This is a genomic window from Blastococcus sp. MG754426 (assembly GCF_021699055.1).
Taxonomy (GTDB): domain Bacteria; phylum Actinomycetota; class Actinomycetes; order Mycobacteriales; family Geodermatophilaceae; genus Blastococcus.
This window is the reverse complement of the sequence record NZ_SSXC01000012.1, coordinates 29,283-55,281: the sequence shown is the minus strand read 5'-3', so window position 1 is coordinate 55,281 and position 25,999 is coordinate 29,283. Positions and strand designations below refer to the sequence as shown.

At 70.5% G+C, this 25,999-nt stretch carries 39 protein-coding genes and 2 pseudogenes; 39 read left to right on the top strand and 2 right to left on the bottom strand.

From position 1 onward, the window contains the following. Positions 1 to 110: 110 nt before the first annotated feature. From rpsL to truA, 37 genes and pseudogenes are all read left to right on the top strand, one after another. Positions 111 to 485 (top strand): 30S ribosomal protein S12, encoded by a 375-nt coding sequence (gene rpsL / locus E9549_RS06960; RefSeq protein ID WP_224499980.1) that lies wholly within the window; start codon positions 111 to 113, stop codon positions 483 to 485. Next, positions 485 to 955 (top strand): 30S ribosomal protein S7, encoded by a 471-nt coding sequence (gene rpsG / locus E9549_RS06955; RefSeq protein ID WP_091929116.1) that lies wholly within the window; start codon positions 485 to 487, stop codon positions 953 to 955. Before rpsL ends, rpsG begins: the two co-directional genes overlap by 1 nt. An 80-nt stretch (positions 956 to 1,035) precedes the next feature. Beyond that, positions 1,036 to 3,135: an elongation factor G gene (gene fusA, locus E9549_RS06950; protein ID WP_236825801.1), complete on the top strand. Its 2,100-nt coding sequence runs from the start codon at positions 1,036 to 1,038 to the stop codon at positions 3,133 to 3,135. Positions 3,136 to 3,228: 93 nt separating this feature from the next. Then, the gene (gene tuf, locus E9549_RS06945; RefSeq protein ID WP_236825800.1) at positions 3,229 to 4,422 is read left to right on the top strand and encodes an elongation factor Tu; all 1,194 of its coding nucleotides are present in this window, start codon (positions 3,229 to 3,231) and stop codon (positions 4,420 to 4,422) included. 151 nt (positions 4,423 to 4,573) lie between these two features. Continuing rightward, on the top strand, positions 4,574 to 4,879 hold the full coding sequence (rpsJ, locus tag E9549_RS06940) for a 30S ribosomal protein S10 (RefSeq protein ID WP_091929113.1): 306 nt from the start codon (positions 4,574 to 4,576) through the stop codon (positions 4,877 to 4,879). Between the two features lie 15 nt (positions 4,880 to 4,894). Then, a complete protein-coding gene (gene rplC / locus E9549_RS06935; RefSeq protein ID WP_236825799.1) occupies positions 4,895 to 5,560 on the top strand; it encodes a 50S ribosomal protein L3 in 666 nt (221 codons plus the stop codon). Beyond that, positions 5,557 to 6,333, top strand: a complete 777-nt coding sequence (gene rplD, locus E9549_RS06930; protein ID WP_236825798.1) for a 50S ribosomal protein L4 — start codon at positions 5,557 to 5,559, stop codon at positions 6,331 to 6,333. The genes rplC and rplD overlap by 4 nt, the downstream gene beginning before the upstream one ends. Continuing rightward, entirely contained in the window at positions 6,330 to 6,632 is a 303-nt protein-coding gene (gene rplW / locus E9549_RS06925; protein WP_091929110.1) for a 50S ribosomal protein L23, read from the top strand. Before rplD ends, rplW begins: the two co-directional genes overlap by 4 nt. Before the next feature lie 44 nt (positions 6,633 to 6,676). Further along, positions 6,677 to 7,510, top strand: a complete 834-nt coding sequence (rplB, locus tag E9549_RS06920; RefSeq protein ID WP_236825797.1) for a 50S ribosomal protein L2 — start codon at positions 6,677 to 6,679, stop codon at positions 7,508 to 7,510. A 23-nt stretch (positions 7,511 to 7,533) separates the two neighbouring features. Next, on the top strand, positions 7,534 to 7,815 hold the full coding sequence (gene rpsS / locus E9549_RS06915; RefSeq protein WP_236825796.1) for a 30S ribosomal protein S19: 282 nt from the start codon (positions 7,534 to 7,536) through the stop codon (positions 7,813 to 7,815). Positions 7,816 to 7,835: 20 nt separating this feature from the next. After that, positions 7,836 to 8,189 (top strand): annotated as a pseudogene (gene rplV / locus E9549_RS06910) (50S ribosomal protein L22); the annotation flags it as partial. A gap of 113 nt (positions 8,190 to 8,302) precedes the next feature. Next, positions 8,303 to 9,214, top strand: a complete 912-nt coding sequence (gene rpsC, locus E9549_RS06905; RefSeq protein WP_236825795.1) for a 30S ribosomal protein S3 — start codon at positions 8,303 to 8,305, stop codon at positions 9,212 to 9,214. 3 nt (positions 9,215 to 9,217) lie between these two features. Next, positions 9,218 to 9,634 (top strand): 50S ribosomal protein L16, encoded by a 417-nt coding sequence (gene rplP, locus E9549_RS06900; RefSeq protein ID WP_014377986.1) that lies wholly within the window; start codon positions 9,218 to 9,220, stop codon positions 9,632 to 9,634. Continuing rightward, positions 9,634 to 9,867, top strand: a complete 234-nt coding sequence (gene rpmC, locus E9549_RS06895; RefSeq protein ID WP_236825794.1) for a 50S ribosomal protein L29 — start codon at positions 9,634 to 9,636, stop codon at positions 9,865 to 9,867. The genes rplP and rpmC overlap by 1 nt, the downstream gene beginning before the upstream one ends. Beyond that, positions 9,864 to 10,154: a 30S ribosomal protein S17 gene (gene rpsQ, locus E9549_RS06890; RefSeq protein WP_236825793.1), complete on the top strand. Its 291-nt coding sequence runs from the start codon at positions 9,864 to 9,866 to the stop codon at positions 10,152 to 10,154. The genes rpmC and rpsQ overlap by 4 nt, the downstream gene beginning before the upstream one ends. Before the next feature lie 195 nt (positions 10,155 to 10,349). After that, complete coding sequence (gene rplN / locus E9549_RS06885; RefSeq protein WP_091929103.1) at positions 10,350 to 10,718, top strand: 50S ribosomal protein L14; 369 nt, start codon at positions 10,350 to 10,352, stop codon at positions 10,716 to 10,718. A gap of 35 nt (positions 10,719 to 10,753) precedes the next feature. Continuing rightward, positions 10,754 to 11,068 (top strand): 50S ribosomal protein L24, encoded by a 315-nt coding sequence (rplX, locus tag E9549_RS06880; RefSeq protein WP_236825810.1) that lies wholly within the window; start codon positions 10,754 to 10,756, stop codon positions 11,066 to 11,068. A 35-nt stretch (positions 11,069 to 11,103) separates the two neighbouring features. Then, on the top strand, positions 11,104 to 11,658 hold the full coding sequence (gene rplE / locus E9549_RS06875; protein ID WP_374201414.1) for a 50S ribosomal protein L5: 555 nt from the start codon (positions 11,104 to 11,106) through the stop codon (positions 11,656 to 11,658). A 19-nt stretch (positions 11,659 to 11,677) separates the two neighbouring features. Beyond that, on the top strand, positions 11,678 to 11,863 hold the full coding sequence (locus tag E9549_RS06870; RefSeq protein WP_091929101.1) for a type Z 30S ribosomal protein S14: 186 nt from the start codon (positions 11,678 to 11,680) through the stop codon (positions 11,861 to 11,863). Positions 11,864 to 12,030: 167 nt separating this feature from the next. Continuing rightward, entirely contained in the window at positions 12,031 to 12,441 is a 411-nt protein-coding gene (gene rpsH / locus E9549_RS06865) for a 30S ribosomal protein S8 (RefSeq protein WP_236825792.1), read from the top strand. Positions 12,442 to 12,456: 15 nt separating this feature from the next. Continuing rightward, positions 12,457 to 12,996: a 50S ribosomal protein L6 gene (gene rplF, locus E9549_RS06860; protein ID WP_236825791.1), complete on the top strand. Its 540-nt coding sequence runs from the start codon at positions 12,457 to 12,459 to the stop codon at positions 12,994 to 12,996. Continuing rightward, the gene (gene rplR, locus E9549_RS06855) at positions 12,996 to 13,418 is read left to right on the top strand and encodes a 50S ribosomal protein L18 (protein WP_236825790.1); all 423 of its coding nucleotides are present in this window, start codon (positions 12,996 to 12,998) and stop codon (positions 13,416 to 13,418) included. The genes rplF and rplR overlap by 1 nt, the downstream gene beginning before the upstream one ends. A 49-nt stretch (positions 13,419 to 13,467) precedes the next feature. Beyond that, complete coding sequence (gene rpsE / locus E9549_RS06850) at positions 13,468 to 14,082, top strand: 30S ribosomal protein S5 (RefSeq protein WP_026857030.1); 615 nt, start codon at positions 13,468 to 13,470, stop codon at positions 14,080 to 14,082. 1 nt (position 14,083) lies between these two features. Next, positions 14,084 to 14,266: a 50S ribosomal protein L30 gene (gene rpmD, locus E9549_RS06845; protein ID WP_236825789.1), complete on the top strand. Its 183-nt coding sequence runs from the start codon at positions 14,084 to 14,086 to the stop codon at positions 14,264 to 14,266. 19 nt (positions 14,267 to 14,285) lie between these two features. After that, a complete protein-coding gene (gene rplO / locus E9549_RS06840) occupies positions 14,286 to 14,723 on the top strand; it encodes a 50S ribosomal protein L15 (RefSeq protein WP_374201415.1) in 438 nt (145 codons plus the stop codon). A 130-nt stretch (positions 14,724 to 14,853) separates the two neighbouring features. Then, positions 14,854 to 16,164 (top strand): preprotein translocase subunit SecY, encoded by a 1,311-nt coding sequence (gene secY, locus E9549_RS06835; protein WP_236825787.1) that lies wholly within the window; start codon positions 14,854 to 14,856, stop codon positions 16,162 to 16,164. Continuing rightward, positions 16,164 to 16,778: an adenylate kinase gene (locus E9549_RS06830; protein WP_236825786.1), complete on the top strand. Its 615-nt coding sequence runs from the start codon at positions 16,164 to 16,166 to the stop codon at positions 16,776 to 16,778. Before secY ends, E9549_RS06830 begins: the two co-directional genes overlap by 1 nt. 92 nt (positions 16,779 to 16,870) lie before the next feature. Beyond that, a complete protein-coding gene (gene map / locus E9549_RS06825; protein ID WP_236825785.1) occupies positions 16,871 to 17,674 on the top strand; it encodes a type I methionyl aminopeptidase in 804 nt (267 codons plus the stop codon). A 297-nt stretch (positions 17,675 to 17,971) separates the two neighbouring features. Further along, entirely contained in the window at positions 17,972 to 18,193 is a 222-nt protein-coding gene (infA, locus tag E9549_RS06820) for a translation initiation factor IF-1 (protein WP_012950459.1), read from the top strand. Between the two features lie 67 nt (positions 18,194 to 18,260). Then, a complete protein-coding gene (gene rpmJ, locus E9549_RS06815; RefSeq protein WP_012950458.1) occupies positions 18,261 to 18,374 on the top strand; it encodes a 50S ribosomal protein L36 in 114 nt (37 codons plus the stop codon). Between the two features lie 15 nt (positions 18,375 to 18,389). Beyond that, positions 18,390 to 18,770, top strand: coding sequence for a 30S ribosomal protein S13 (rpsM, locus tag E9549_RS06810; protein ID WP_091929092.1), 381 nt, complete (start codon positions 18,390 to 18,392; stop codon positions 18,768 to 18,770). A 99-nt stretch (positions 18,771 to 18,869) separates the two neighbouring features. Then, complete coding sequence (rpsK, locus tag E9549_RS06805; RefSeq protein ID WP_012950456.1) at positions 18,870 to 19,277, top strand: 30S ribosomal protein S11; 408 nt, start codon at positions 18,870 to 18,872, stop codon at positions 19,275 to 19,277. A gap of 34 nt (positions 19,278 to 19,311) precedes the next feature. Beyond that, positions 19,312 to 19,938 carry a 30S ribosomal protein S4 gene (gene rpsD / locus E9549_RS06800; protein WP_236825784.1) on the top strand — a complete coding sequence of 209 codons (627 nt, stop codon included), beginning with the start codon at positions 19,312 to 19,314 and terminating at the stop codon, positions 19,936 to 19,938. Between the two features lie 143 nt (positions 19,939 to 20,081). Beyond that, complete coding sequence (locus tag E9549_RS06795; RefSeq protein WP_236825783.1) at positions 20,082 to 21,158, top strand: DNA-directed RNA polymerase subunit alpha; 1,077 nt, start codon at positions 20,082 to 20,084, stop codon at positions 21,156 to 21,158. A gap of 140 nt (positions 21,159 to 21,298) precedes the next feature. Then, a pseudogene (rplQ, locus tag E9549_RS24455) lies at positions 21,299 to 21,646 on the top strand (50S ribosomal protein L17); the annotation flags it as partial. 254 nt (positions 21,647 to 21,900) lie between these two features. After that, positions 21,901 to 22,275, top strand: a complete 375-nt coding sequence (locus E9549_RS06785; protein ID WP_236825782.1) for a hypothetical protein — start codon at positions 21,901 to 21,903, stop codon at positions 22,273 to 22,275. A gap of 22 nt (positions 22,276 to 22,297) precedes the next feature. Continuing rightward, positions 22,298 to 23,164, top strand: a complete 867-nt coding sequence (gene truA / locus E9549_RS06780) for a tRNA pseudouridine(38-40) synthase TruA (protein WP_255723792.1) — start codon at positions 22,298 to 22,300, stop codon at positions 23,162 to 23,164. A gap of 31 nt (positions 23,165 to 23,195) precedes the next feature. Here truA and E9549_RS06775 read toward each other — a convergent pair whose 3' ends face one another. Both E9549_RS06775 and E9549_RS06770 read right to left on the bottom strand, forming a co-directional pair. Continuing rightward, complete coding sequence (locus E9549_RS06775) at positions 23,196 to 23,861, bottom strand: NAD(P)-binding oxidoreductase (RefSeq protein WP_236825780.1); 666 nt, start codon at positions 23,859 to 23,861, stop codon at positions 23,196 to 23,198. Between the two features lie 10 nt (positions 23,862 to 23,871). After that, complete coding sequence (locus E9549_RS06770; protein ID WP_236825779.1) at positions 23,872 to 24,462, bottom strand: molybdenum cofactor guanylyltransferase; 591 nt, start codon at positions 24,460 to 24,462, stop codon at positions 23,872 to 23,874. A gap of 40 nt (positions 24,463 to 24,502) precedes the next feature. On the opposite strand from E9549_RS06770, the gene fdhD reads away from it, so the two are divergent. Continuing rightward, on the top strand, positions 24,503 to 25,336 hold the full coding sequence (gene fdhD, locus E9549_RS06765) for a formate dehydrogenase accessory sulfurtransferase FdhD (protein ID WP_236825778.1): 834 nt from the start codon (positions 24,503 to 24,505) through the stop codon (positions 25,334 to 25,336). Between the two features lie 105 nt (positions 25,337 to 25,441). Continuing rightward, positions 25,442 to 25,888: an SRPBCC family protein gene (locus E9549_RS06760; protein ID WP_236825777.1), complete on the top strand. Its 447-nt coding sequence runs from the start codon at positions 25,442 to 25,444 to the stop codon at positions 25,886 to 25,888. Positions 25,889 to 25,999: the final 111 nt, after the last annotated feature.

Sequence of the window (25,999 nt, the reverse complement as noted above, 5' to 3'; positions counted from 1 at the left end):
CACGACCGCGGTCGGGGAGGTTCCCTCCAGGAGCCGGCACCCCAGCACCACCCGCAGAGCAGCAAACAGACGAGCACCACCCCAGCGCAGGTAGGAGATCCAGGCCACCCATGCCCACGATCAACCAGCTGGTCCGCAAGGGCCGCGAGGACAAGGTCACGAAGACCAGCACTCCGGCGCTCAAGGGTTCGCCCCAGCGCCGTGGTGTCTGCACGCGCGTGTACACGACGACGCCGAAGAAGCCGAACTCGGCGCTGCGCAAGGTCGCTCGCGTCCGCCTGACCAGTGGCATCGAGGTGACCGCCTACATCCCGGGCGTCGGCCACAACCTGCAGGAGCACTCCATGGTGCTCGTGCGCGGCGGCCGTGTGAAGGACCTCCCCGGCGTCCGCTACAAGATCATCCGCGGCTCGCTGGACACCCAGGGTGTCCGCAACCGCAAGCAGGCTCGCAGCCGTTACGGCGCGAAGAAGGAGAAGAGCTGATGCCGCGCAAGGGCCCCGCGCCGAAGCGTCCGCTGGTCGCCGACCCGGTGTACCAGTCGCCGCTGGTCACCCAGCTGGTGAACAAGGTGCTGGTCGACGGCAAGCGCTCGGTCGCCGAGGCGATCGTCTACGGCGCCCTCGAGGGCGCCCGCGCGAAGACCGACACCGACCCGGTCGTCACGCTCAAGCGCGCGCTGGACAACGTCAAGCCGGCCCTCGAGGTCCGCAGCCGCCGCGTCGGTGGTGCGACCTACCAGGTCCCGGTCGAGGTCCGCGCCTCCCGCAGCACCACCCTCGGCCTGCGCTGGCTCATCCAGTACAGCCGGGCGCGCCGGGAGAAGACGATGACCGAGCGCCTGATGAACGAGCTGCTCGACGCGAGCAACGGTCTGGGTGCTGCTGTGAAGCGGCGCGAGGACACGCACAAGATGGCCGAGTCGAACAAGGCCTTCGCGCACTACCGCTGGTAACGCACCAGCGCCCGCCGTCGGCGGGACTCCCGGGCGACCCCCGGCACCCGCACACGGACAACCAGCAAGAGGGGTAAGGAATGGCCAGCAACGAGGCCCAGCTCGCCAAGACCCGCAACATCGGGATCATGGCGCACATCGACGCCGGTAAGACGACCACGACCGAGCGCATCCTCTTCTACACCGGTATCAACTACAAGATCGGTGAGGTCCACGACGGCGCGGCCACGATGGACTGGATGGAGCAGGAGCAGGAGCGCGGCATCACCATCACGTCCGCCGCGACGAAGTGCTCCTGGAACGGCTTCGACATCAACATCATCGACACCCCCGGGCACGTCGACTTCACCGTCGAGGTGGAGCGGTCGCTGCGGGTGCTCGACGGTGCCGTCGCCGTCTACGACGGTGTGGCCGGCGTGGAGCCGCAGACCGAGCAGGTCTGGCGCCAGGCGGAGAAGTACGGCGTCCCCCGCATGTGCTTCGTCAACAAGCTCGACCGCACCGGTGCCGACTTCTTCCGCTGCGTCGACATGATGGTCGAGCGCCTCGGGGCCAACCCGCTGGTGCTGCAGCTGCCCATCGGTGCCGAGGCCGACTTCATCGGCGTCGTCGACCTGGTCCAGATGCGCGCCCTCACCTGGCGCGGCGAGACCAAGATGGGTGAGGACTACGCGGTCGAGGAGATCCCCGCGGAGCTGGCCGACCAGGCCGCCGAGTACCGCGAGAAGCTCCTCGAGAACATCGCGGACTTCGACGACTCGCTCATGGAGGCCTACCTCGGTGGCGAGGAGATCTCGGTCGAGCGCCTGAAGGCGGCCATCCGCAAGGCGACCATCGCCGCGCAGGTCAACCCGGTGCTGACCGGTACCGCCTTCAAGAACAAGGGCGTCCAGCCCCTGCTCGACGCGGTGACCGACTACCTGCCCAGCCCGCTGGACGTCGAGGCGATCGTCGGCACGGCCATGGACGGCGAGACCGAGGTCCTCCGCCACGCCGACGAGGACGAGCCGTTCTCCGCGCTGGCGTTCAAGATCCAGACCGACCAGCACCTCGGCAAGCTGACCTACATCCGGGTCTACTCGGGCCGGCTGGACGCCGGGTCCCCGGTGCTCAACAGCACCAAGGACCGCAAGGAGCGGGTCGGCAAGATCTACCAGATGCACGCCAACAAGCGCGAGGAGCGCGAGGGCGTGGGCGCCGGCCAGATCGTCGCGGTCAACGGCCTCAAGCAGACGACGACGGGTGACACCCTCTGCGACCCGCAGAAGCCGGTGATCCTCGAGTCGATGACCTTCCCCGCTCCGGTCATCTCGGTCGCCATCGAGCCGAAGACCAAGAGCGACCAGGAGAAGCTCGGCACCGCGATCCAGAAGCTCGCCGAGGAGGACCCGACCTTCCAGGTCAAGCTCGACGAGGAGACCGGTCAGACCGTCATCTCCGGCATGGGCGAGCTCCACCTCGAGATCCTCGTGGACCGCATGCGCCGCGAGTTCAACGTCGAGGCCAACGTCGGCAAGCCGCAGGTGGCCTACCGCGAGACGATCCGCAAGGCCGTCGAGCGGTACGACTACACCCACAAGAAGCAGACCGGTGGTTCGGGCCAGTTCGCGAAGGTCCAGATCGCGATCGAGCCGCTCCCCATGGGTTCGGACTCCGCGACCTACGAGTTCGAGAACAAGGTCACCGGTGGCCGGGTGCCGAAGGAGTACATCCCCTCGGTCGACCAGGGCATGCAGGACGCCATGCAGTACGGCGTGCTGGCCGGCTACCCGATGGTGGGCGTCAAGGCGCTCCTCCTCGACGGCCAGTACCACGAGGTCGACTCCTCGGAGATGGCCTTCAAGATCGCTGGATCGATCGCCTTCAAGGAGGCCGCGCGCAAGGCCGACCCGGCCCTGCTCGAGCCGCTGATGGCGGTCGAGGTCACGACGCCCGAGGACAACATGGGCGACGTCATCGGCGACCTGAACTCCCGCCGCGGGATCATCCAGGCGATGGAGGAGCGCTCCGGCGCCCGCGTCGTCCGGGCCCTGGTCCCGCTGTCGGAGATGTTCGGCTACGTGGGCGACCTGCGCAGCCGCACCCAGGGACGGGCGAGCTACTCGATGGTGTTCGACTCGTACGCCGAGGTCCCGGCCAACGTCGCCAAGGAGATCATCGCCAAGGCGACCGGCGAGTAACCGGAATGCGGGCGGCTCCGCCCGCGCTCCCCGAGCACAGCCCGCAACCCCCAGAGCACGCACCACCTGCGTAACCACGAGGAGAGGAACCCAGTGGCCAAGGCCAAGTTCGAGCGGACCAAGCCGCACGTCAACATCGGCACCATCGGGCACATCGACCACGGGAAGACGACGCTGACCGCGGCGATCACCAAGGTCCTGCACGACAAGTACCCGGACCTCAACGAGGCGTCCGCCTTCGACCAGATCGACAAGGCGCCCGAGGAGAAGGCCCGCGGCATCACGATCTCGATCGCGCACGTCGAGTACCAGACGGAGAACCGTCACTACGCGCACGTCGACTGCCCCGGGCACGCCGACTACATCAAGAACATGATCACCGGTGCGGCCCAGATGGACGGCGCGATCCTCGTCGTCGCCGCCACCGACGGCCCGATGCCGCAGACCAAGGAGCACGTCCTCCTGGCCCGCCAGGTCGGCGTCCCCTACATCGTCGTCGCGCTGAACAAGGCCGACATGGTCGACGACGAGGAGATCCTGGAGCTCGTCGAGCTCGAGGTTCGCGAGCTGCTCTCCGAGTACGAGTTCCCCGGCGACGACGTCCCGGTGGTCCGCGTCTCGGCGCTCAAGGCGCTCGAGGGCGACGCCGAGTGGGGCGACAAGCTCATGGAGCTGATGAACGCCGTCGACACCGCGATCCCCGAGCCGGAGCGCGACATCGACAAGCCGTTCCTCATGCCCGTCGAGGACGTCTTCACGATCACCGGTCGTGGCACCGTCGTCACCGGTCGCGTCGAGCGCGGCATCGTCAAGGTGAACGAGGAGGTCGAGATCGTCGGTATCCGCGAGGGTTCGACCAAGACCACCGTCACCGGCGTCGAGATGTTCCGCAAGCTGCTCGACCAGGGCCAGGCCGGCGACAACGTGGGTCTTCTCCTCCGCGGCATCAAGCGCGAGGACGTGGAGCGCGGCCAGGTCGTCGTGAAGCCCGGCTCGATCACCCCGCACACCAACTTCGAGGGTTCGGTCTACATCCTCTCGAAGGACGAGGGTGGCCGTCACACGCCGTTCTTCAACAACTACCGTCCCCAGTTCTACTTCCGGACGACGGACGTGACCGGCGTCGTGACCCTGCCCGCCGGCACCGAGATGGTCATGCCGGGCGACAACACCGAGATGACGGTGGAGCTCATCCAGCCCATCGCCATGGAGGAGGGTCTCCGGTTCGCCATCCGCGAGGGTGGCCGTACCGTGGGCGCCGGGCGCGTCACCAAGATCATCAAGTAACACCCTGACGGGCGGCGGCCGGGGATCCGGCCGCCGCCCGGCCATGGGCTCCGGGCGCGCGACGCCGGAGCCACCCCCGGGTCGCCAGACCCACCGGGTCAGCAGACCCACTTGATCTTTCACAACCGATCGGCAGGAGCGAGAACAGGCGATGGCGGGACAGAAGATCCGCATCCGGCTGAAGGCCTACGACCACGAGGCCATCGACGCCTCGGCGCGGCGCATCGTGGACACGGTGACGAAGACCGGAGCGCGCGTCGTCGGCCCGGTGCCGCTGCCGACGGAGAAGAACGTGTACGCCGTGATCCGGTCTCCGCACAAGTACAAGGACTCCTTCGAGCACTTCGAGATGCGGACCCACAAGCGGCTCATCGACATCCTCGACCCGACGCCGAAGACGGTCGACGCGCTCATGCGCATCGACCTGCCGGCCTCGGTCGACGTCAACATCCAGTAAGGGCAGTCAGCAGACATGGCGAGCACATTCCGTGGTCTCCTCGGCGAGAAGCTGGGGATGACCCAGGTTTTCGACGAGAACAACCGCCTCGTGCCGGTGACCGTCGTCAAGGCGGGTCCGTGTGTGGTGACCCAGGTGCGCACCCCCGAGGTGGACGGCTACTCGGCCGTCCAGCTCGGGTTCGGTGAGATCGACCCGCGCAAGGTGAACAAGCCCGAGGGCGGGCACTTCACCAAGGCGGGCGTGACGCCGCGGCGCCACCTGGTGGAGCTGCGCACCTCGGACGCGGGGAGCTACACGGTCGGCCAGGAGCTGACCACCGAGGTGTTCGACGGCGTCGCGAAGGTCGACGTCATCGGCACCAGCAAGGGCAAGGGCACCGCCGGCGTCATGAAGCGTCACGGCTTCAAGGGCCTCGGCGCGGCGCACGGCACCCAGCGCAAGCACCGGTCGCCGGGCTCCATCGGTGGCGCCTCGACGCCCGGCCGGGTCTTCAAGGGCCTGCGCATGGCCGGCCGCATGGGTGCGGTCAAGACCACCACCCTGTCGCTGGTCGTCCACAAGGTGGACACCGAGCGCGGTCTGCTGCTGATCAAGGGCGCCATCCCCGGCCCGAAGGGCGGCCTCGTGCTCGTCCGTTCGGCCGTCAAGGGCGGCCCCGTGGGGAGTGACGACAAGTGACCTCATCGACCGAGACGCGCACCGACCGCCAGGTCGACGTCCGCACCCCGGCGGGGGAGACCTCCGGCAGCGTGACGCTGCCCGGTGAGCTCTTCGACGCCAGCGCGAACGTCTCCCTGATGCACCAGGTCGTCGTCGCGCAGCTGGCTGCCGCCCGCCAGGGCACGCACGCCACGAAGACGCGCGGCCAGGTCAGCGGTGGTGGCGCCAAGCCGTACCGCCAGAAGGGCACCGGTCGCGCCCGCCAGGGCTCGACCCGCGCGCCGCAGTTCGCCGGCGGTGGCACCGTCCACGGCCCGCAGCCGCGCAACTACGAGCAGAAGACCCCGAAGAAGATGAAGGCCGCCGCCCTGCGCGGTGCCCTCTCCGACCGGGCCCGCGAGGGCCGGGTGCACGTGGTCTCCGCGTTCGTCGACGGCGACGCCCCGAAGACGAAGGCCGCCCTGGCGACGCTCAAGGCCGTCACCCAGGCCGGGCGCGTCCTCGTGGTCCTCGACCGCGACGACGTCCTCAACTGGGTGAGCCTGCGCAACGTGCCCGAGGTCCACCTGATCGAGGCCGGTCAGCTCAACACCTACGACGTGCTCGTGTCCGACGAGGTGGTCTTCACCGAGACGGCGCTGGCGGAGTTCGTGGCGGGCCCGGCCAAGGGCAAGCGCTCCGGCGCCGACCTGCCCGACCTCGCCACCCACGAGACGCCGGGTGGCATCCCCTCCATCGCTCCCGCCGCCGGCGAGGGCACTGTCGAAGAGACCACCGAGGAGAAGGCATGAGCGTCCGCGACCCCCGGGACGTCCTGCTCGCCCCGGTCATCTCGGAGAAGAGCTACGGGCTGCTCGACGGCAACCAGTACACGTTCATCGTGCGCCCGGACGCCAACAAGACGCAGATCAAGATCGCGGTCGAGCAGATCTTCAAGGTGAAGGTCCTCGGCGTGAACACGATCAACCGCCAGGGCAAGCGCAAGCGCAGCCGCGGCGCGCAGATGGGCAAGCGCAAGGACACCAAGCGCGCCATCGTCTCCGTGGCTGCCGGCGACCGCATCGAGATCTTCGGTGGTCCCGGCGCCTGACGCGCCCGGACCGTTCGGACCAGAGATAGAGGACTGAGTCAGCAATGGCTATCCGCAAGTACAAGCCGACGACGCCGGGCCGCCGCGGCTCCAGCGTCGCCGACTTCGCCGAGGTCACGCGAGACCACCCCGAGAAGTCGCTGGTCCGACCGCTGCACGGTCGTGGCGGGCGCAACGTGCACGGGAAGGTCACCGCTCGCCACCAGGGCGGCGGGCACAAGCGCGCCTACCGGGTGATCGACTTCCGCCGGGCCGACAAGGACGGCGTGCCGGCCAAGGTCGCGCACATCGAGTACGACCCCAACCGCACGTCGCGCATCGCGCTGCTGCACTTCGCCGACGGCGAGAAGCGCTACATCATCGCGCCGGCGCGGCTCAAGCAGGGCGACACGGTGGAGTGCGGCCCCGCGGCCGACATCAAGCCGGGCAACAACCTGCCGCTGCGGAACATCCCGGTCGGCACCGTGGTTCACGCCATCGAGCTCCGTCCCGGTGGCGGCGCCAAGATCGCCCGCTCCGCGGGGACCAGCGTCCAGCTGGTCGCCCGTGAGGGCCGGTACGCGCAGCTGCGCATGCCGTCGGGCGAGATCCGCAACGTCGACGTGCGCTGCCGCGCGACCGTCGGCGAGGTGGGCAACGCTGAGCAGTCGAACATCAACTGGGGCAAGGCCGGCCGCATGCGGTGGAAGGGCAAGCGCCCGACCGTCCGCGGTGTCGCCATGAACCCGGTGGACCACCCGCACGGTGGTGGTGAGGGCAAGACCTCCGGTGGTCGCCACCCGGTGAACCCGAAGGGCAAGCCGGAGGGCCGGACGCGCAAGCGCAAGGCCAGTGACGCCCTGATCGTGCGCCGCCGGCGCACCAACAAGAAGCGCTGAGCGGGTAGAGGAGTCCGACAGATATGCCACGCAGCCTGAAGAAGGGCCCGTTCGTCGACGACCACCTGCTCGCCAAGGTGGACGCCCAGAACGCCAAGGGCACCAAGAACGTGATCCGTACCTGGTCACGCCGCTCGACGATCATCCCGGACATGCTCGGCCACACCCTCGCGGTGCACGACGGTCGCAAGCACGTCCCGGTGTTCGTCACCGAGGCGATGGTCGGGCACAAGCTCGGGGAGTTCGCGCCCACGCGCACCTTCCGCGGGCACGTCAAGGACGACCGCCGCTCGCGGCGGGGCTGACCAGGTAGAGAGAGATTCAGATGACTTCCCAGTTGGGACAGGAGGCGCCGGTCGCCCGGGCTACGGCCCGGTTCGTCCGCGTGACCCCCATGAAGGCCCGCCGCGTGGTGGACCTGATCCGCTACCTGCCGACCGACGAGGCCCTGGCGCTGCTGCGCTTCGCCCCGCAGTCGGCCAGTGAGCCGGTCGCCAAGGTCGTGGCCAGCGCGGTGGCCAACGCCGAGCACAACCTGCAGCTGGACCCGGCGGCGCTCGTGGTCAGCGCGGCCTACGTCGACGAGGGCCCCACGCTCAAGCGGATCCGTCCGCGGGCGCAGGGTCGGGCGTTCCGCATCAACAAGCGGACCAGCCACATCACCGTCGAGGTGAGCGAGGTGGCCAGCAGCGCCGTCCTCGCGCAGAAGTCGCGCAAGGCGCGCCGGGACACCGGCCAGTCGGGCCCGGCCACCCAGCAGTCCACCAGCAACACGAGGGGAGGGACCCGATAGTGGGTCAGAAGGTCAACCCGCACGGGTTCCGGCTCGGGATCACCACCGACTACAAGTCCCGGTGGTACGCGGACAAGCTGTACAAGGACTACGTCAAGGAAGACGTCGCGATCCGCAAGCTCATGTCCAAGGGCATGGAGCGGGCCGGCATCTCCAAGGTGGAGATCGAGCGCACCCGGGACCGGGTCCGCGTCGACATCCACACCGCCCGCCCGGGCATCGTCATCGGCCGCCGCGGCGCCGAGGCCGACCGCATCCGCGGGGAGCTCGAGAAGCTCACCGGCAAGCAGGTGCAGCTGAACATCCTCGAGGTCAAGAACCCCGAGTCGGACGCGCAGCTGGTCGCCCAGGGTGTCGCCGAGCAGCTCTCCAGCCGGGTCAGCTTCCGCCGCGCGATGCGCAAGGCCATGCAGTCGGCCCAGCGCAGCCCGCAGGTCAAGGGCATCCGGGTGCAGTGCTCGGGTCGCCTCGGCGGGACCGAGATGAGCCGGTCGGAGTTCTACCGCGAGGGTCGCGTGCCCCTGCACACGCTCCGCGCGAACATCGACTACGGCATCTACGAGGCCCGGACGACCTTCGGTCGCATCGGCGTCAAGGTGTGGATCTACAAGGGCGACGTCAGCGGCTCGCGCGCCGAGCGGGAGGCCCTCGAGGCCCTCGCCCAGCGTCAGCAGCGCCGTGAGCGCGCGCAGCGGCCCCAGCGCCGCTCGGGCTCCTCGGGCACCACCGCCGGTGGCACCGAGGCCGGCCGCGCCGCCGCCTCCACGACCGGCCCGGCCGTGGACACCGCCGAGAGCACCGTCGCCGCCACGTCCGGCGAGGTCGCTCCCGAGACGACCGTCGCCGAGGTCGCCGGCCCGGAGGCCACCGCGGCCGCCGAGACGACGGCCACCGAGAACACGGAGAGCTGAGCCATGCTCATCCCACGGCGCGTCAAGCACCGCAAGCAGCACCACCCGAGCCGCTCCGGCCGGGCCAAGGGCGGCACCGAGATCAACTTCGGTGAGTACGCCATCCAGGCCCTGGAGCCGGCCTACGTCACCAACCGGCAGATCGAGTCAGCGCGTATCGCGATGACCCGGCACATCCGTCGTGGCGGGAAGGTGTGGATCTCGATCTACCCCGACCGCCCGCTGACGAAGAAGCCCGCCGAGACCCGCATGGGTTCCGGTAAGGGTTCGCCCGAGTGGTGGGTGGCCAACGTCAAGCCCGGCCGCGTGCTGTTCGAGCTGTCCGGTGTCGCCGAGCCCGTGGCCCGCGAGGCCATGCGCCGCGCGATCCACAAGCTGCCGATGAAGTGCCGCTTCATCACGCGTGAAGGAGAAGTGTGATGGCCGCTGGTCTGACCGCTCCCGAGCTGCGCGAGCTCTCCGTGGACGAGCTCGCCTCGCGGCTGCGCGAGTCGAAGGAAGAACTGTTCAACCTGCGGTTCCAGGTGGCCACCGGCCAGCTGGACAACAACCGGCGACTGCAGACCGTCCGCCGCGACATCGCCCGGATCTACACGATCATGCGCGAGCGCGAGCTGGGTCTCTCGGTCGCCCCGAGCGAGGGTGTGGCATGAGCGAGACCCAGCAGTCGTCCGGCCCCGGCCTGGCCGGCCGTGGCTACCGCAAGGTCCGCGAGGGCCTGGTCGTCAGCGACAAGATGGAGAAGACCATCGTCGTCGAGGTCGAGGACCGCGTGAAGCACGGCCTGTACGGCAAGGTCATCCGCCGGACCAGCAAGCTGAAGGCCCACGACGAGCAGGGGGTCGCCGGCGTCGGCGACCGCGTGCAGATCATGGAGACCCGGCCCACGTCGGCCACCAAGCGGTGGCGGCTGGTCGAGGTCATCGAGAAGGCCAAGTAAGAGGCGACCCTCCGGGGTCGTGACGGGTAGGAGTACCCTGGACGACTGGCGCGCGCCTCGAGTGCGCGCCGCATCCCGGTACCCGCGCTTCGGACGCACCGGCGGCAGCAGTCGCCGGTGCGTCCGCACGCGGGTACCGGACAGCCGGTTCACCGTTCCGGCCCGGCTGTCACCACAAGTATTGGGGAGTAGGACGTGATCCAGCAGGAGTCGCGGCTGCGGGTCGCCGACAACACCGGTGCGAAGGAAATCCTCTGCATCCGGGTTCTCGGTGGCTCCGGGCGACGCTACGCGGGCATCGGCGACGTGATCGTCGGCACCGTGAAGGATGCGCTGCCGGGTGCCGGCGTCAAGAAGGGCGACGTGGTCAAGGCCGTCGTCGTCCGCACGGTCAAGGAGCGGCGTCGTCCCGACGGCTCCTACATCCGCTTCGACGAGAACGCAGCGGTGATCATCCGCGACAGCGGCGACCCGCGCGGCACGCGCATCTTCGGGCCCGTCGGCCGGGAGCTCCGCGACAAGCGCTTCATGCGGATCATCTCGCTCGCCCCGGAGGTGCTGTGATCATGGCTGCCGCCAGCAACGGCAAGACGCCGTCGATGAAGGTCAAGAAGGGCGACACCGTCCTGGTCCTGTCCGGCAAGGACAAGGGTGCCAAGGGGCGCGTCATCGCCGCCTACCCGAAGCTCCAGCGCGTGCTGGTCGAGGGCGTGGGCCGCGTGCGCAAGCACACCCGCATCAGCTCGAACCAGCGCGGCGCCCAGCAGGGCGGGATCGTCACGCAGGAGGCGGCCATCCACGTGAGCAACGTGATGGTGGTCGACTCCGAGGAGAAGCCGACCCGGGTCGGATACCGCAAGGACGAGGAAGGCCGCAGCATCCGGGTCTCGCGGCGCACCGGTAAGGACCTCTGAACCTCATGAGCGCACCCACCCGTGAGCTGCCCCGCATGCTCGCCCACTACCGCGAGACGATCGTCCCGGCGCTCCAGTCGGAGTTCGGCTACGAGAACGTCATGCAGATCCCGCGCCTGACGAAGATCGTCGTCAACATGGGCGTCGGCGAGGCCACCCGCGACGCCAAGCTGATGGACGGCGCGGTCCGCGACCTCACCGCCATCACCGGGCAGAAGCCGGCCGTCGTCCGGGCCCGCAAGTCCATCGCCCAGTTCAAGCTGCGCGAGGGCATGCCGATCGGCGCGAAGGTCACCCTCCGCGGCGACCGCATGTGGGAGTTCCTCGACCGTCTGCTGTCGCTGGCCCTGCCCCGCATCCGCGACTTCCGCGGGCTGAACGCCAAGCAGTTCGACGGCAACGGCAACTACACGTTCGGTCTGACCGAGCAGTCGATGTTCCGCGAGATCGACGTCGACAAGATCGACCGTCCCCGCGGGATGGACATCACCCTGGTCACCACCGCGACCAACGACGAGGAGGGTCGCGAGCTGCTCCGGCAGCTCGGCTTCCCCTTCGCCGGCCAGCCCGTCGTCACGACCGTCCGCTGAGCCGGGCAGGAGAGAAGAGATGGCCAAGAAGGCGCTGATCAACAAGGCGGCCCGCACCCCGAAGTTCAAGGTGCGCGGTTACACCCGCTGCCAGCGGTGCGGTCGCCCGCACTCGGTCTTCCGCAAGTTCGGCCTGTGCCGGATCTGCCTGCGGGAGATGGCCCACGCCGGGGAGCTCCCCGGCGTGCGCAAGAGCTCCTGGTGAAGTAGGCGGACCCGGCCGCCCCCACGACACGCTCCGCGCGTCGTGGGACCCGGCGGCCGGGCCGTTCCATCCCTTTCAGTAGCACCACCGATCGCCGAGAGGCCCGGCGCCAAGTCCCCGAGACCCGGCGCACGAGGAACCGCGGCGAGAGAGGCACCACTCACGTCATGACCATGACCGACCCCATCGCAGACATGCTGACGCGTCTGCGCAACGCCAACCAGGCGTACCACGACTCCGCGGTCATGCCGTCGTCGAAGCTGAAGACGCACATCGCCGAGATCCTCCAGCAGGAGGGCTACATCGCCGGCTGGCGCGTGGACGACGTCGACAAGGACGGCAACCCCTTCAAGCAGCTGGTGATCGACCTGAAGTACGGCCCCAACCGCGAGCGCAGCATCGCCGGGGTCCGCCGGGTCTCGAAGCCCGGTCTGCGGGTGTACGCGAAGTCCACCGCACTGCCCAAGGTCCTCGGCGGACTCGGCGTGGCGATCATCTCGACCTCGACCGGGCTGCTGACCGACAAGCAGGCGACCAAGAAGGGCGTGGGCGGGGAAGTCCTCGCCTACGTCTGGTAAGAGGAGCGAGCGAAGATGTCACGGATCGGACGACTCCCGATCGCCGTGCCCGGTGGTGTCGACGTCGCCATCGACGGTCAGACGGTCAGCGTGAAGGGCCCGAAGGGCTCGCTGAGCCACACGGTCGCCGCGCCGATCACCGTCGAGCGCGACGAGGACGGCACGCTGCGGGTGCAGCGCCCCAACGACGAGCGGCAGAACCGCGCCCTGCACGGGCTCTCGCGGACTCTGATCGCCAACATGATCACCGGTGTGACCGAGGGCTACACGAAGACCCTCGAGATCGTCGGTGTCGGTTACCGCGTCCAGGCGCGCGGCTCGGACCTCGAGTTCGCCCTGGGCTTCAGCCACCCCGTGCCGGTGAAGGCCCCCGAGGGCATCACCTTCGCGGTCGAGTCCCCGACCCGCCTGCGGGTCAGCGGGATCGACAAGCAGCTGGTCGGTGAGGTGGCGGCCAAGATCCGCAAGATCCGCAAGCCCGACCCGTACAAGGGCAAGGGTGTGCGGTACCAGGGCGAGATCGTGAAGCGCAAGGTCGGGAAGACGGGTAAGTGATGGCTCAGGCAACTGCTCCCACCAACGGGAAGACCGCCGGCGGCCGCAAGCCCGTCGGCACCGACATCAGCACGGCGCGCCGCACCTCGCGGCTCCGCCGTCACAACCGGCTGCGCAAGCGGGTCTCCGGTACGCCGGAGCGTCCGCGCCTGGTGGTCAAGCGCAGCTCCCGCCACATCCACGTGCAGGTCGTCGACGACACCGTCGGCCGCACCGTGGTGAGCGCGTCCACCATGGACGCCAGCCTGCGCGGGGCCGAGGGTGACAAGTCCGCCCTGGCCCGTCAGGTCGGCGCCCTGGTGGCCGAGCGCGCGAAGGCCGCCGGGATCACGGCGGTCGTGTTCGACCGCGGTGGCAACCGCTACGCCGGGCGCATCGCCGCGCTGGCCGACGGTGCCCGCGAGGGTGGGCTGGACTTCTGATGACCACCCACCCCACCAGCACGAGCGAGCAGATCGAGAGGGACGTCTGATGCCAGGACCACAGCGACGCGGCGGCGGCGCCGGCGGCGGCAACGACCGCCGGGACCGCCGTGACGGCGGGCGGGGCCCCGGAGGCGCGCCCGCCGAGAAGAGCAACTACATCGAGCGCGTGGTGGCCATCAACCGCGTGTCCAAGGTCGTCAAGGGTGGTCGGCGCTTCAGCTTCACCGCCCTGGTGATCGTGGGCGACGGTGACGGCACCGTGGGCGTCGGCTACGGCAAGGCCAAGGAGGTGCCCGCGGCGATCGCCAAGGGCGTCGAGGAGGCCAAGAAGCACTTCTACAAGGTGCCGCGCATCGCCAGCACCATCCCGCACCCGGTGCAGGGTGAGGCGGCCGCCGGCGTCGTGCTGCTCAAGCCGGCCAGCCCCGGTACCGGTGTCATCGCCGGTGGCCCGGTGCGTGCCGTGCTCGAGTGCGCGGGGATCCACGACGTGCTCTCCAAGAGCCTCGGTTCGTCGAACCCCATCAACATCGTGCACGCCACGATGCAGGCGCTGAAGGACCTCGTCCGCCCGGAGGAGATCGCGGCCCGCCGCGGTCTGCCGCTGGAGGACGTCGCCCCGGCCGCCATGCTCCGTGCCCGTGCGGGTCAGGGGGTCTGAGATGGCGCAGCTGAAGGTCACCCAGGTCAAGTCCGCGATCGGCACCAAGCCCAACCAGCGCCAGACGCTGCGCTCGCTGGGCCTGAAGAAGATCAACGACTCGGTCGTCCAGGAGGACCGTCCCGAGATCCGCGGGATGGTCGCGACGGTGCCGCACCTGGTCACCGTCGAAGAGATCAGCTGAGCAGGGGCACAACATGACTCTGAAGGTCCACCACCTGCGGCCGGCCCCCGGCGCCCACACCAAGAAGACCCGCGTGGGTCGCGGTGAGGGCTCCAAGGGCAAGACGGCCGGGCGCGGTACCAAGGGCACCGGCGCGCGGGGCACCGTCTCCGCGCGGTTCGAGGGTGGGCAGACGCCGCTGAACATGCGGCTGCCCAAGCTCTCGGGCTTCAAGAACAACAACAAGGTCGTGTTCCAGGTCGTCAACCTCGACCGGATCGCGGCGCTGTTCCCGCAGGGCGGTCCGGTCAACCCGGACACGCTGGCCGAGGCCGGCGCCGTGCGCCGCGGCCAGCCCGTCAAGGTGCTCGGCACCGGCGAGCTCGGCGGGGTCAAGGTCGACGTGCACGCGAACGCCTTCTCCGCCTCCGCGGCCGAGAAGATCGCCGCGGCCGGGGGCAGCACCACCCGCATCTGAACAAGGACCCCGTCCTCCCCGCCCTCCGCACGCCCAGGGCGGGTCCCGGGACGGGGCCACATCGGCCCGCCCTGCACTGATGCGGGGCGGGCCGATTGCTAACCTGACTCGACCGACAAGGGGAGGGCACGTGCTGCAGGCGTTCGCCGCGGCGTTCCGGACGCCAGACCTCCGGCGCAAGCTGCTGTTCTCCCTGGCGATCATCGCCATCTACCGGCTGGGGGCCGCGGTCCCCGGGCCGGGGGTCTCGGTCGAGGCGATCAACAGCTGCCTGGAGCAGGCCCAGGCGTCCGACCAGCGCGACCTCTACTCGCTGGTGAACCTCTTCTCCGGCGGGGCGCTGCTCCGGCTCTCGGTGTTCGCGCTGGGGATCATGCCGTACATCACGGCGAGCATCATCGTGCAGCTGCTGGTGGTGGTGATCCCGCGGTTCGAGCAGCTGAAGAAGGAAGGGCAGTCGGGCCAGGCCAAGCTGACCCAGTACACCCGCTACCTGACGATCGCGCTCGCCGTGCTGCAGAGCACCGGCATCATCGCGCTGGCCCGCAGCGGGCAGCTCTTCCCGAACTGCTCCGAGCAGATCATCCCGTCGGAGTCCATCTGGACGACCGTGGTCCTGGTCATCGCGCTGACGGCCGGCACCGCCCTGATCATGTGGCTCGGTGAGCTGCTCACCGAGAAGGGGATCGGCAACGGCATGTCCGTGCTGATCTTCACCTCGATCGCCGCGCGGATTCCTGCCGAGGGTGGCTCGATCCTGCAGACCCGCGGCGGCATCGTCTTCGCCGTCGTCTGCGCCTTCGCGGTCGTCATCATCGGCACCGTGGTCTACGTCGAGCAGGCCCAGCGGCGCATCCCGGTGCAGTACGCCAAGCGGATGGTCGGCCGGCGCATGTACGGCGGGACGTCCACGTACCTGCCGCTCAAGGTCAACCAGGCCGGCGTCATCCCGGTCATCTTCGCGTCGTCGTTGCTGTACCTGCCGCAGCTGGTCGTCCAGCTCCAGGGCACCGAGACCGGTGGCGTCCGCCAGTTCTTCGAGACGTACATCATCGACCAGAGCAGCCCGGTCCACATCGCGGTCTTCTTCGGCCTGATCGTCTTCTTCACGTACTTCTACGTGTCGATCACCTTCAACCCGGAGGAGCGGGCCGACGACATGAAGCGCTACGGCGGCTTCATCCCGGGCATCCGCCCCGGGCGGCCGACCGCCGAATACCTCCAGTACGTGCTGTCCCGGATCACCCTGCCGGGGTCGATCTACCTGGGCGTGGTCGCCGTCCTGCCGAACTTCTTCCTGGCCATCACGCAGGAAGGGCAGAACCAGAACTTCCCGTTCGGCGGCGTGGCCGTCCTGATCATGGTCGGAGTGGGGTTGGAGACGGTGAAGCAGATCGAGACGCAACTGAACCAGCGCAACTACGAAGGGTTCCTGAAGTAGTGCGCGTCGTCCTCCTGGGGCCGCCCGGAGCGGGCAAGGGCACCCAGGCGCAGATCATCGCCGGCAAGCTCGGTGTCCCGGCCATCTCGACGGGCGACATCTTCCGGGCCAACGTGAGCGGGCAGACGGAGCTCGGCCGCAAGGCCAAGGTCTACATGGACGCCGGCGACCTCGTCCCCGACGAGATCACCGTCGCCATGGTCAAGGACCGGCTGGCCGAGGCCGACGCCGCGGGCGGGTTCCTGCTGGACGGCTTCCCGCGGACCATCGCGCAGGCCGAGCAGCTGCGTGCCTCGCTGCAGGAGCTCGGGCACGGGCTCGACCGGGTGCTCGAGCTGGTGGTCGACGAGGAGGAGCTGGTCCGCCGGCTCTCCGGCCGGCGCATGCTCGTCGACGGCCAGATGGTCCAGCGCGACGACGACAAGCCCGAGACCGTCCGGCACCGGCTGGAGGTCTACCGGGAACAGACCGCACCGCTGTCGGGCTTCTACGAGGACGAGGGGCTGCTCGCGCGCATCGACGCGATCGGCTCCGTCGAGGAGGTCACCTCCCGCGCCCTGCGCGCGCTCGGCGCCGACACCGACGGCGAGGCCGGTCAGCCGGCCGCCGTCTGACCCTGGCGGTCGGGCGCGGTGGAGGAGCGACGCGGCGGATGACGGCAGGACTCCTCGGCCGTCTTCCGTTGCTCGCGAAGTGGAGTGGACGCATGATCCAGATCAAGACGCCGCACGAGATCGAGCTGATGCGCGGCGCCGGCCTCGTGGTCGCCGGTGCCATCGCCGCCGTCCGCGCGGCCGTCCGGCCGGGCGTGACGACCGGTGAGCTCGACGCGATCGCGGAGGACCACATCCGCAGCGCGGGCGCGGTGCCCTCGTTCCTCGGGTACCACGGGTTCACCGGGAGCATCTGCGCGTCGATCAACGACGAGATCGTGCACGGCATCCCGCGCAAGGACCGGGTGCTCGCTGCCGGCGACAACATCTCCGTCGACTGCGGCGCCATCCTCGACGGCTGGCACGGCGATTCCGCCGTGACGATGACCGTGGGGGAGCCCTCGGCCGAGGACGCGGCGCTCATGGCCGTCACCGAGCGGTCCATGTGGGCCGGGTTGGCCCGGGCGGTGGCCGGCGGCCGGCTGAGCGACATCAGCGCGGCCGTGGAGCAGGAGATCCGCCGGGAGCAGCACCCGTACGGCATCGTCGACAACTACGGCGGGCACGGCATCGGCACCGAGATGCACCAGGACCCGCACGTGCTCAACTACGGTCGCCCGGGGCGGGGGCCCAAGCTCGTCCCCGGGCTGGCGCTGGCGATCGAGCCGATGGTCACGGTCGGGGACCCGGCGACGGTGGAGCTCGAGGACGGCTGGACCGTCGTCACCAAGGACGGTTCGCGCGCCGCGCACTTCGAGCACACGGTGGCGATCACGCCCGAGGGCCCGTGGGTCCTCACGGCTGAGGACGGCGGCGTCGCCGGCCTCGCCCCGTTCGGGATCACCCCCCGCACCTGAGGAAGGACCCCGTCGCCCACGGGGACTGGCTGCGTTGGCCCCGGTCCCTGCGGCGGGGCCGGTCCGGCGCGTCGCCACCATCACTGCAGGGGCGGGTTGGTGACTCGTGGGGCAGCGGGGTACGATCCTCTGTGGCGCTAGCGCCGTTCCGTCGTCGTGCTGTGGCCGCATGACGCGGAGCGCCCTCTGCGAGAGCGCCTGCACCACCCGATCTGCAAACTCCGAGCGCGTCCAGCCGGGTACCGGCGTGGGCGTGGGAGGAACCAGTACCACCGAGTCAAGGAGTGCGTGTACGGCATGGCGAAGAAGGACGGGGCCATCGAGGTCGAGGGTCGCGTCGTCGAGCCGCTGCCCAACGCGATGTTCCGGGTCGAGCTGCAGAACGGGCACCGGGTGCTCGCCCACATCAGCGGCAAGATGCGGCAGCACTACATCCGCATCCTGCCCGAGGACCGCGTGGTCGTGGAGCTCTCGCCCTACGACCTGACGCGCGGTCGCATCGTCTACCGCTACAAGTGACCGCCGTGGACCCGCACCTCGTGCGGGGTCCCGGCACATCGATTTCGAGGAATGAGGGGCGGCACCGGTGAAGGTCCAGCCGTCGGTGAAGAAGATCTGCGACAAGTGCAAGGTGATCCGCCGGCACGGCCGGGTCATGGTCATCTGCGACAACGCCCGGCACAAGCAGCGCCAGGGCTGAGGGAGTACCTGAAACATGGCACGACTGGCTGGCGTCGACCTGCCCCGCGAGAAGCGGATGGAGATCGCGCTCACCTACATCTATGGCATCGGCAAGCACCACGCCAAGGAGACCCTGGCCGCGACGGGGGTCAACCCCGACCTGCGCGCCAAGGACCTCAGCGACGAGGACCTGCTGAAGCTGCGCGACTACATCGACGAGCACTTCCGCGTCGAGGGTGACCTCCGCCGCGAGGTGGCCGCCGACATCCGCCGCAAGGTGGAGATCGGCTGCTACCAGGGCCTGCGGCACCGCCGTGGCCTCCCGGTGCACGGTCAGCGCACCCGCACCAACGCGCGCTCGAGCAAGGGCCCGCGCAAGACCATCGCCGGCAAGAAGAAGGCCGGCAAGAAGTAAGCCGCGAGAGCGTGTCGTCGCAGAGCCCGTGAGGGGGGAGCGACGGGGCGCGCGCGTGCTGCCTCTCTAGGCCACGAAGAGAAGGAATCCCACAGACTCATGCCTCCCAGGGCTCGCGCCGCGGCTGGTGCCAAGAAGGTCCGCCGCAAGGAGAAGAAGAACGTCGCTCACGGTGCTGCGCACATCAAGAGCACGTTCAACAACACGATCGTCTCGATCACGGACCCGACGGGCAACGTGATCAGCTGGGCCTCCGCCGGCCACGTCGGCTTCAAGGGCTCGCGCAAGTCGACGCCGTTCGCCGCGCAGATGGCCGCCGAGAACGCCGCCCGCAAGGCGCAGGAGCACGGCATGCGCAAGGTCGACGTCTTCGTGAAGGGTCCCGGCTCCGGCCGCGAGACCGCGATCCGCTCGCTGCAGGCCACCGGCCTCGAGGTCGGGCAGATCCAGGACGTGACCCCGCAGCCGCACAACGGCTGCCGCCCCAAGAAGCGCCGCCGGGTCTGACCGGCCACCGACGAATCGAACGAGGTAGATAGACGTGGCCCGTTACACCGGAGCCGACTGCCGCCTGTGCCGGCGCGAGAAGATGAAGCTGTTCCTCAAGGGCAGCAAGTGCGAGTCCCCGAAGTGCCCGATCGAGATCCGGCCGTACCCGCCGGGCGAGCACGGCCGGGGTCGCAGCAAGGACAGCGAGTACCTGCTGCAGCTGCGCGAGAAGCAGAAGGCCCGCCGCATCTACGGCGTGCTGGAGAAGCAGTTCCGCGGCTACTACGAAGAGGCCAACCGCAAGACGGGCAAGACCGGTGAGGTCCTGCTGCAGATCCTCGAGTCGCGGCTGGACAACGTGGTCTACCGGGCCGGCTTCGCCGAGTCCCGCGACATGGCCCGCCAGCTGGTGCGCCACGGCCACATCCGGGTGAACGGCCGCAAGGTGGACATCCCGTCCTACCGGGTCAGCGAGAACGACATCGTCGAGGTCGCCGAGAAGTCGCGCACCATGATGCCGTTCGAGGTCGCCCAGGCCCGCGCCGGTGAGCGTCCCGTGCCGCCGTGGCTGGAGGTCATCAGCAGCCAGCTGCGCGTGCTCGTGCACGGCATCCCGGCCCGCCAGGTGATCGACACCCCGGTCCAGGAGCAGCTGATCGTCGAGCTCTACTCCAAGTAGCGGCTCGCCCCCAGGTGCCGGGATCAGCGGTCCCGGCACCTGGGGTCACGGCCCCGGCGGGCGGACAGATGCCCGCACGGAGCCAGCACCACCCCCTCACGGCGTCATATGGCGGGTGCCGGAGGACATGGAGGAGAAACGCAATGCTCATCGCACAGCGCCCCACGCTGACCGAGGAGACCATCACCGAGCAGCGCTCGCGGTTCGTCATCGAGCCGCTCGAGCCCGGGTTCGGCTACACCCTCGGCAACTCCCTGCGGCGCACGCTGCTGTCGTCCATCCCCGGTGCGGCTGTCACCAGCATCCGCATCGAGGGCACCCTGCACGAGTTCACCACCGTGCCGGGCGTCAAGGAGGACGTCACCGAGATCATCCTCAACCTCAAGGGCCTGGTCGTCAGCTCGGACTCCGACGAGCCGGTGACCATGTACCTGCGCAAGCAGGGCCCGGGTGAGGTGACCGCCGCGGACATCGCGCCGCCGGCCGGGGTCGAGGTGCACAACCCCGACCTGCACATCGCCACCCTCAACGGCAAGGGCCGGCTGGAGGTCGAGCTGGTCGTGGAGCGCGGCCGCGGCTACGTCCCGGCCCCGCAGAACAAGCAGCCCGGCCAGGAGATCGGCCGCATCCCGGTCGACTCGATCTACTCGCCGGTCCTCAAGGTGACCTACGCCGTCGAGGCCACCCGTGTCGAGCAGCGCACCGACTTCGACCGCCTCGTCGTCGACGTCGAGACCAAGCCGTCCATCGCCCCGCGCGACGCCATCGCGTCGGCCGGGTCGACCCTGGTGGAGCTGTTCGGCCTGCTGCGCGAGCTGAACGTCGACGCCGAGGGCATCGAGGTCGGGCCGAGCCCGGCGGAGGCCGCCGACATCGCGAACTTCTCGATGCCGATCGAGGACATGGACCTCACCGTCCGGTCCTACAACTGCCTCAAGCGCGAGGGCGTGCACACCGTCGGTGAGCTCGTCACCCGTTCCGAGGCCGACCTGCTGGACATCCGCAACTTCGGGGCCAAGTCGATCGACGAGGTCAAGATGAAGCTGGCGGCCATGGGTCTGGCGCTCAAGGACAGCCCGCCCGGATTCATCCCCACCTCGATCGAGAGCTACGACGAGGGGTACGAGACCGACGCCTACCAGGGCACCGGCGAGTACGCCGCGGGTTACGACCAGGCGCAGTACGACGACGGCTCCTACCAGGAGACCGAGCAGCTCTGAGGAACGGCGCAGCCGGGCGGTGGGGTGACCCGCCGCCCGGCAGCGCCGTCCGACGCGCAACACTGGACGACGCACCACAGACGCTTTGCACCACGGATGCAGCCGGCACCGAGCGCCCGGCCGCCTGAGGAAGGACCGACATGCCCACCCCCACCAAGGGCCCCCGTCTCGGCGGCTCGCCCGCGCACGAGCGGCTGATGCTGGCGAACCTGGCCACCTCGCTGTTCGAGCACGGGCGGATCACCACCACCGAGGCGAAGGCCAAGCGGCTGCGCCCGCTGGCCGAGAAGCTGGTGACCTTCGCCAAGCGCGGTGACCTGCACGCCCGTCGTCAGGTGATGACGACCATCCGTGACAAGGACGTCGTCCACACGCTGTTCGCCGAGATCGGTCCTCGCTACGAGAACCGCCCGGGCGGCTACACCCGCATCACCAAGGTCGGCCCGCGCAAGGGCGACAACGCCCCCATGGCGGTCATCGAGCTGGTCGAGGCCCTGACCGTGGGCCAGCAGGCCGTCGGCGAGGCCGAGCGGGCCCGCGGCACCCAGTTCGCCAGCGGCGCCGGCGCCGCCGCGGCGGCCGGGGAGGTCACCGCCGACGTCGTCGAGCCGACCGACTCCGCCGACTCCGTCGACAGCCCGGAGTCCGCCGACAGCGTGGACAGCGCCGACAGCCCGGACGAGGTCGTCGCCGAGGCGCCCGACGCCGACGCCGACGCCGACGCCGAGGGCACGGACGCCCGATGAGCGAGCCCCAGGACGTCCCGGGCGCGGGCGCGGCCGGCGTCTCCGCCGGTGGCGGCGACCAGGGGGCCACGTTCGAGGGTGAGACCACGGGCCCCGGCGGTGACACCTCGCCGGCGGTCACCGACGGCAGCGTGAGCGACGAGGCCCAGGAGGTCGTCACCGACCTCTACAACCCCGACGACGAGCGCCAGGACGACGGTGACGTGACGCCGCAGCCGCAGCGGGAGAACGCCGCCGTCGTGGAGGACCCGGTTCTCTCGCCGGAGGTGGCCCGCGCCGCCGCCGCGGAGGTCGAGGCCGCCGAGCTCGGCGACGCCGCCACGGCCAGCCAGCAGTACCAGGGCGGCGACGCCGCGCCCGACCCGCGATGACACTCAAGATCGCGACCGGTCGCTGACCACGCACCGGCACCAGGACGAGCCCGCCACCGGCCCCGGTGGCGGGCTCGTCCGTCTCCGGCTCGACCTGCAGTACGACGGCACCGGCTTCCACGGCTGGGCCCGCCAGCCGGCGGTGCGGACGGTCCAGGAGGAGCTGGAGCGCGGTCTGTCGACGGTGCTGCGCCGGGACGTCGACCTGACCGTCGCCGGCCGCACCGACGCCGGTGTGCACGCCACCGGACAGGTGGCGCACTGCGACGTGCCGGGGGAGCTCTGGGCCGAGCAGGCACCCAAGCTGGTCCGCCGGCTGCGGGGCGTGCTGCCGCCGGATGTCGCCGTCCGATCGGTCACCGAGGCGCACCCGGACTTCGACGCGCGGTTCGCCGCCCTGGCCCGCCACTACGCCTACCGGCTGACCGACGACCCGGCCGGGCCGTCGCCGCTGCGCCGCACCGACACGGTGGCCTGGCCCCGCCGCCTGGACGCGACCGCCATGGACCTCGCCGCCGGACTGCTGCCGGGCGAGCACGACTTCGCGGCCTACTGCAAGCGGCGCGAGGGCGCGACCACCATCCGCACGTTGCTGCGGCTCGAGGTGTCGCGCACCGACGACGAACCCGGTGTCGAGGTCGTCCGCATCGACGCCTCCGCCGACGCCTTCTGCCACTCGATGGTCCGCAGCCTGGTGGGCGGGCTCATCGCGGTCGGGGAGGGGCGGCGACCGCTGGACTGGCCGGCGAGCCTGCTCGAGCGCGCCGAACGCGCGAGCGAGGTGCCGGTCGCGCCCGCCCACGGGCTGACATTGCTCGCCGTCGACTACCCGCCGGACGCCGCGCTCGCCGCCCGCACCGGGGTCACCCGGGCCCGTCGGGACGGGTGAGGCCGCCAGGGCGGGCGTCACCCGCGGGCGGTCACGGCACCGAGGCGACCGCCTCGGGGATCGGTGTCCCGCCCGCGACGAGTTCGACCACCGCGCCGTCGCGGGGGTGGTCCAGGAACTCGAGCAGGACGGCCGCGACGTCGTCGCGCGGGATCTCGCCCCGCTCGACGTGCCGGTCGAGGGTGACCCGCCCCGTCCCCGGCTCGTCGGACAGCCCGCCCGGGCGGAGCACCGTCACCCCGAGGGCGGGGCGCGCCAGCAGGTCCTGCTCGGCGGCGAGCTTGGCGCGCAGGTAGGCGGCGAACACGTCGTCCAGGCCCTCGGGGGTGCCGCCCCCGGCCACGAGGTCGGTGCCCATGGAGGAGACCAGCAGGTAGGTCCGCACACCGGCCCGCTCGGCCGCGTCGGCGAGCAGCACCGCGGCGCCCCGGTCGACGCTGTCCTTGCGCGCGGCCCCGCTGCCCGGGCCGGCGCCGGCGGCGAAGACGACGGCGTCGGCACCCCGGACGACCTCCGCGACGTCGTCGACCGAGGCCGACTCCAGGTCGAGCACGGCGGGCATGGTGCCGTCGGCCTCCAGGTCGGCCCGGTGGTCGGGGTTGCGGACGAGACCGACGACGGTGTCGCCGCGGCCGGACAGCAGGCGGCCGAGGCGGCGGGCGACCTGCCCGTGGGCCCCGGCGATGACGATGCGCATGCCCCGGCCCCTACCCGGGTGGCCCGCCGGCTACCGCGCGGGCCCACGCCAACTGCTCGGGGGTGTCGCAGTCCAGCCACGGGCCGGGCCGGCCCGGCTCGACCGGCGGTGACCAGCGGTCGACGTCGAGCGCGGAGACCACGCGGTGCAGGGCGCGCGGGCCGGCCGGGTCGGTCACCGCGGTGCGGAGCGCGGCGGTGCGCCAGGCGCCGAGCAGGAACTGGTCCCGGCCCGTGTCGTCGACCACCAGCGCCCCGTCGCGGCGCACCCGCCGGCGCAGCTCCCGCACCAGGCCGGCGGTGAGGAAGGGGAGGTCGGCCGCGAGGACCACGACGGTGGGGGTGTGCACGTGCTCCAGCCCGGCGCGGAGCGCAGCCACCGGGCCTCCGCCGGGCGGGGCCTCCCGCATCAGCAGGACGTCGTCCGGGACCTCCTGCGCCGGCCCGACCACGACCCGGGGCCGCGCATCGGCCACCGCGTCGAGGACGGTGGCGAGCAGCGTCCGGCCCCCCACGCGCAGCTGCGGCTTGGCCTGCCCGCCGAGCCGCTCGGCCCGGCCGCCGGCCAGCACCACGGCCGCGTAGGGCAGCAGGGGGTCCACGCCGTCACGGTAGTTCCGCGGGATGGGTACCGTCGCCCGCGTGGGACGAGTCACCAGCCGCACCCCGGTGCTGCGCATCCGCGGTCCGCAGCGCAGCACCCGGCCCGACACGGTCGCCGCCGAGGAGCCGCTCGAGATCCGCCTGGGCGGCACCGCCCTCGCGATCACCATGCGCACGCCGGGCGACGACTTCGACCTGGTGCACGGCTTCCTGGCGACCGAGGGCGTCATCCACGGGGCCGACGACGTCGCCGGCCTGCGCTACTGCGACTCCGTGGACGCCGACGGCCGCAACACCTACAACGTCGTGGACGTCGACCTCGCGCCCGGCGTCCCGGTGCCCGACACCGGATTGGAGCGGAACTTCTACACGTCGAGCTCCTGCGGCGTCTGCGGCAAGGCCAGCATCGACGCCATCCGCACCAAGACCTCCTTCGACGTCGCGGCCGACCCCGTGGAGCTGCCGCTGGAGGTGCTGCTGGCGCTGCCCGACCGGCTGCGCGCCGCCCAGCAGGTCTTCGACAAGACCGGCGGCCTGCACGCGGCGGGGCTGTTCAGCGCGGACGGGGAGCTGCTCGCCCTGCGGGAGGACGTCGGCCGGCACAACGCGGTGGACAAGGTGATCGGCGACGGCGTCCGCGCGGGCCGGCTGCCGCTGGCCGGGCAGGTGCTGATGGTCAGCGGGCGGGCCAGCTTCGAGCTCACCCAGAAGGCGGCCATGGCGGGCATCCCGGTGCTGGCGGCGGTCTCGGCGCCGTCGTCCCTGGCGGTGGAGCTGGCCCGCGAGGTGGGCATCACCCTGGTCGGCTTCCTCCGCGGCGACGGCTGCAACGTCTACACCCGCACCGAGCGGCTCACGGGGGTCGGCGCCTGACGGATCGGCACGCCGCCTGCACGGGTGACGGCCCGCTCGGGGACAGTGCTGGGACGGCTCCGAGTCGTCTGGACGTCTCGTGCCGGCATGGGAAAGCTACGGCCCATGCAGTCCGTGGAGGCCGCGGCGGTGGTGCCGCTCAGCCCCGAGGAGACGTGGGACTTCTTCTGGAGGGACCCTCGGCAGACCGCCCGGTACCTGGCCAGCTCCGTCACCGTCGAGGACTACGAGGTCCGCGCCGACGGCACGCCGCGGTACCGGATGGTGCAGCGGATCGGCCCTCTGCCGGCGATGAGCTGGATCTCCGACTACCACGTGTTCGACCGCCCTCGACGCCACGTGAACCAGACGCTGGACTCCCCTCTGGGCGGCACGTTCTACGGCACCTTCGAGCCCACCGCAGAAGGCACGAGGGTGACGTGGCGCTGGGACGTCGAGCCGAAGAACCTCCTGATCCGCTCGCTGCTCCCTGTGCTCCGACCGGTTCTCGCCTGGTCGTTGCAGAGGGACTTGGACGCGTGGACCAAGGCGGCGGCCGACCTCCTGGCGTAGCGGTCGCGGTGCGCGGCCGGAGCGCCCGGCAAGCCGCAGTGGTGCACACGGGTGCCGTCCCCCTGCTGGTCCGGCTGCCGAACCGGGGACGCGCCCGGGGCAGCCGGGGAC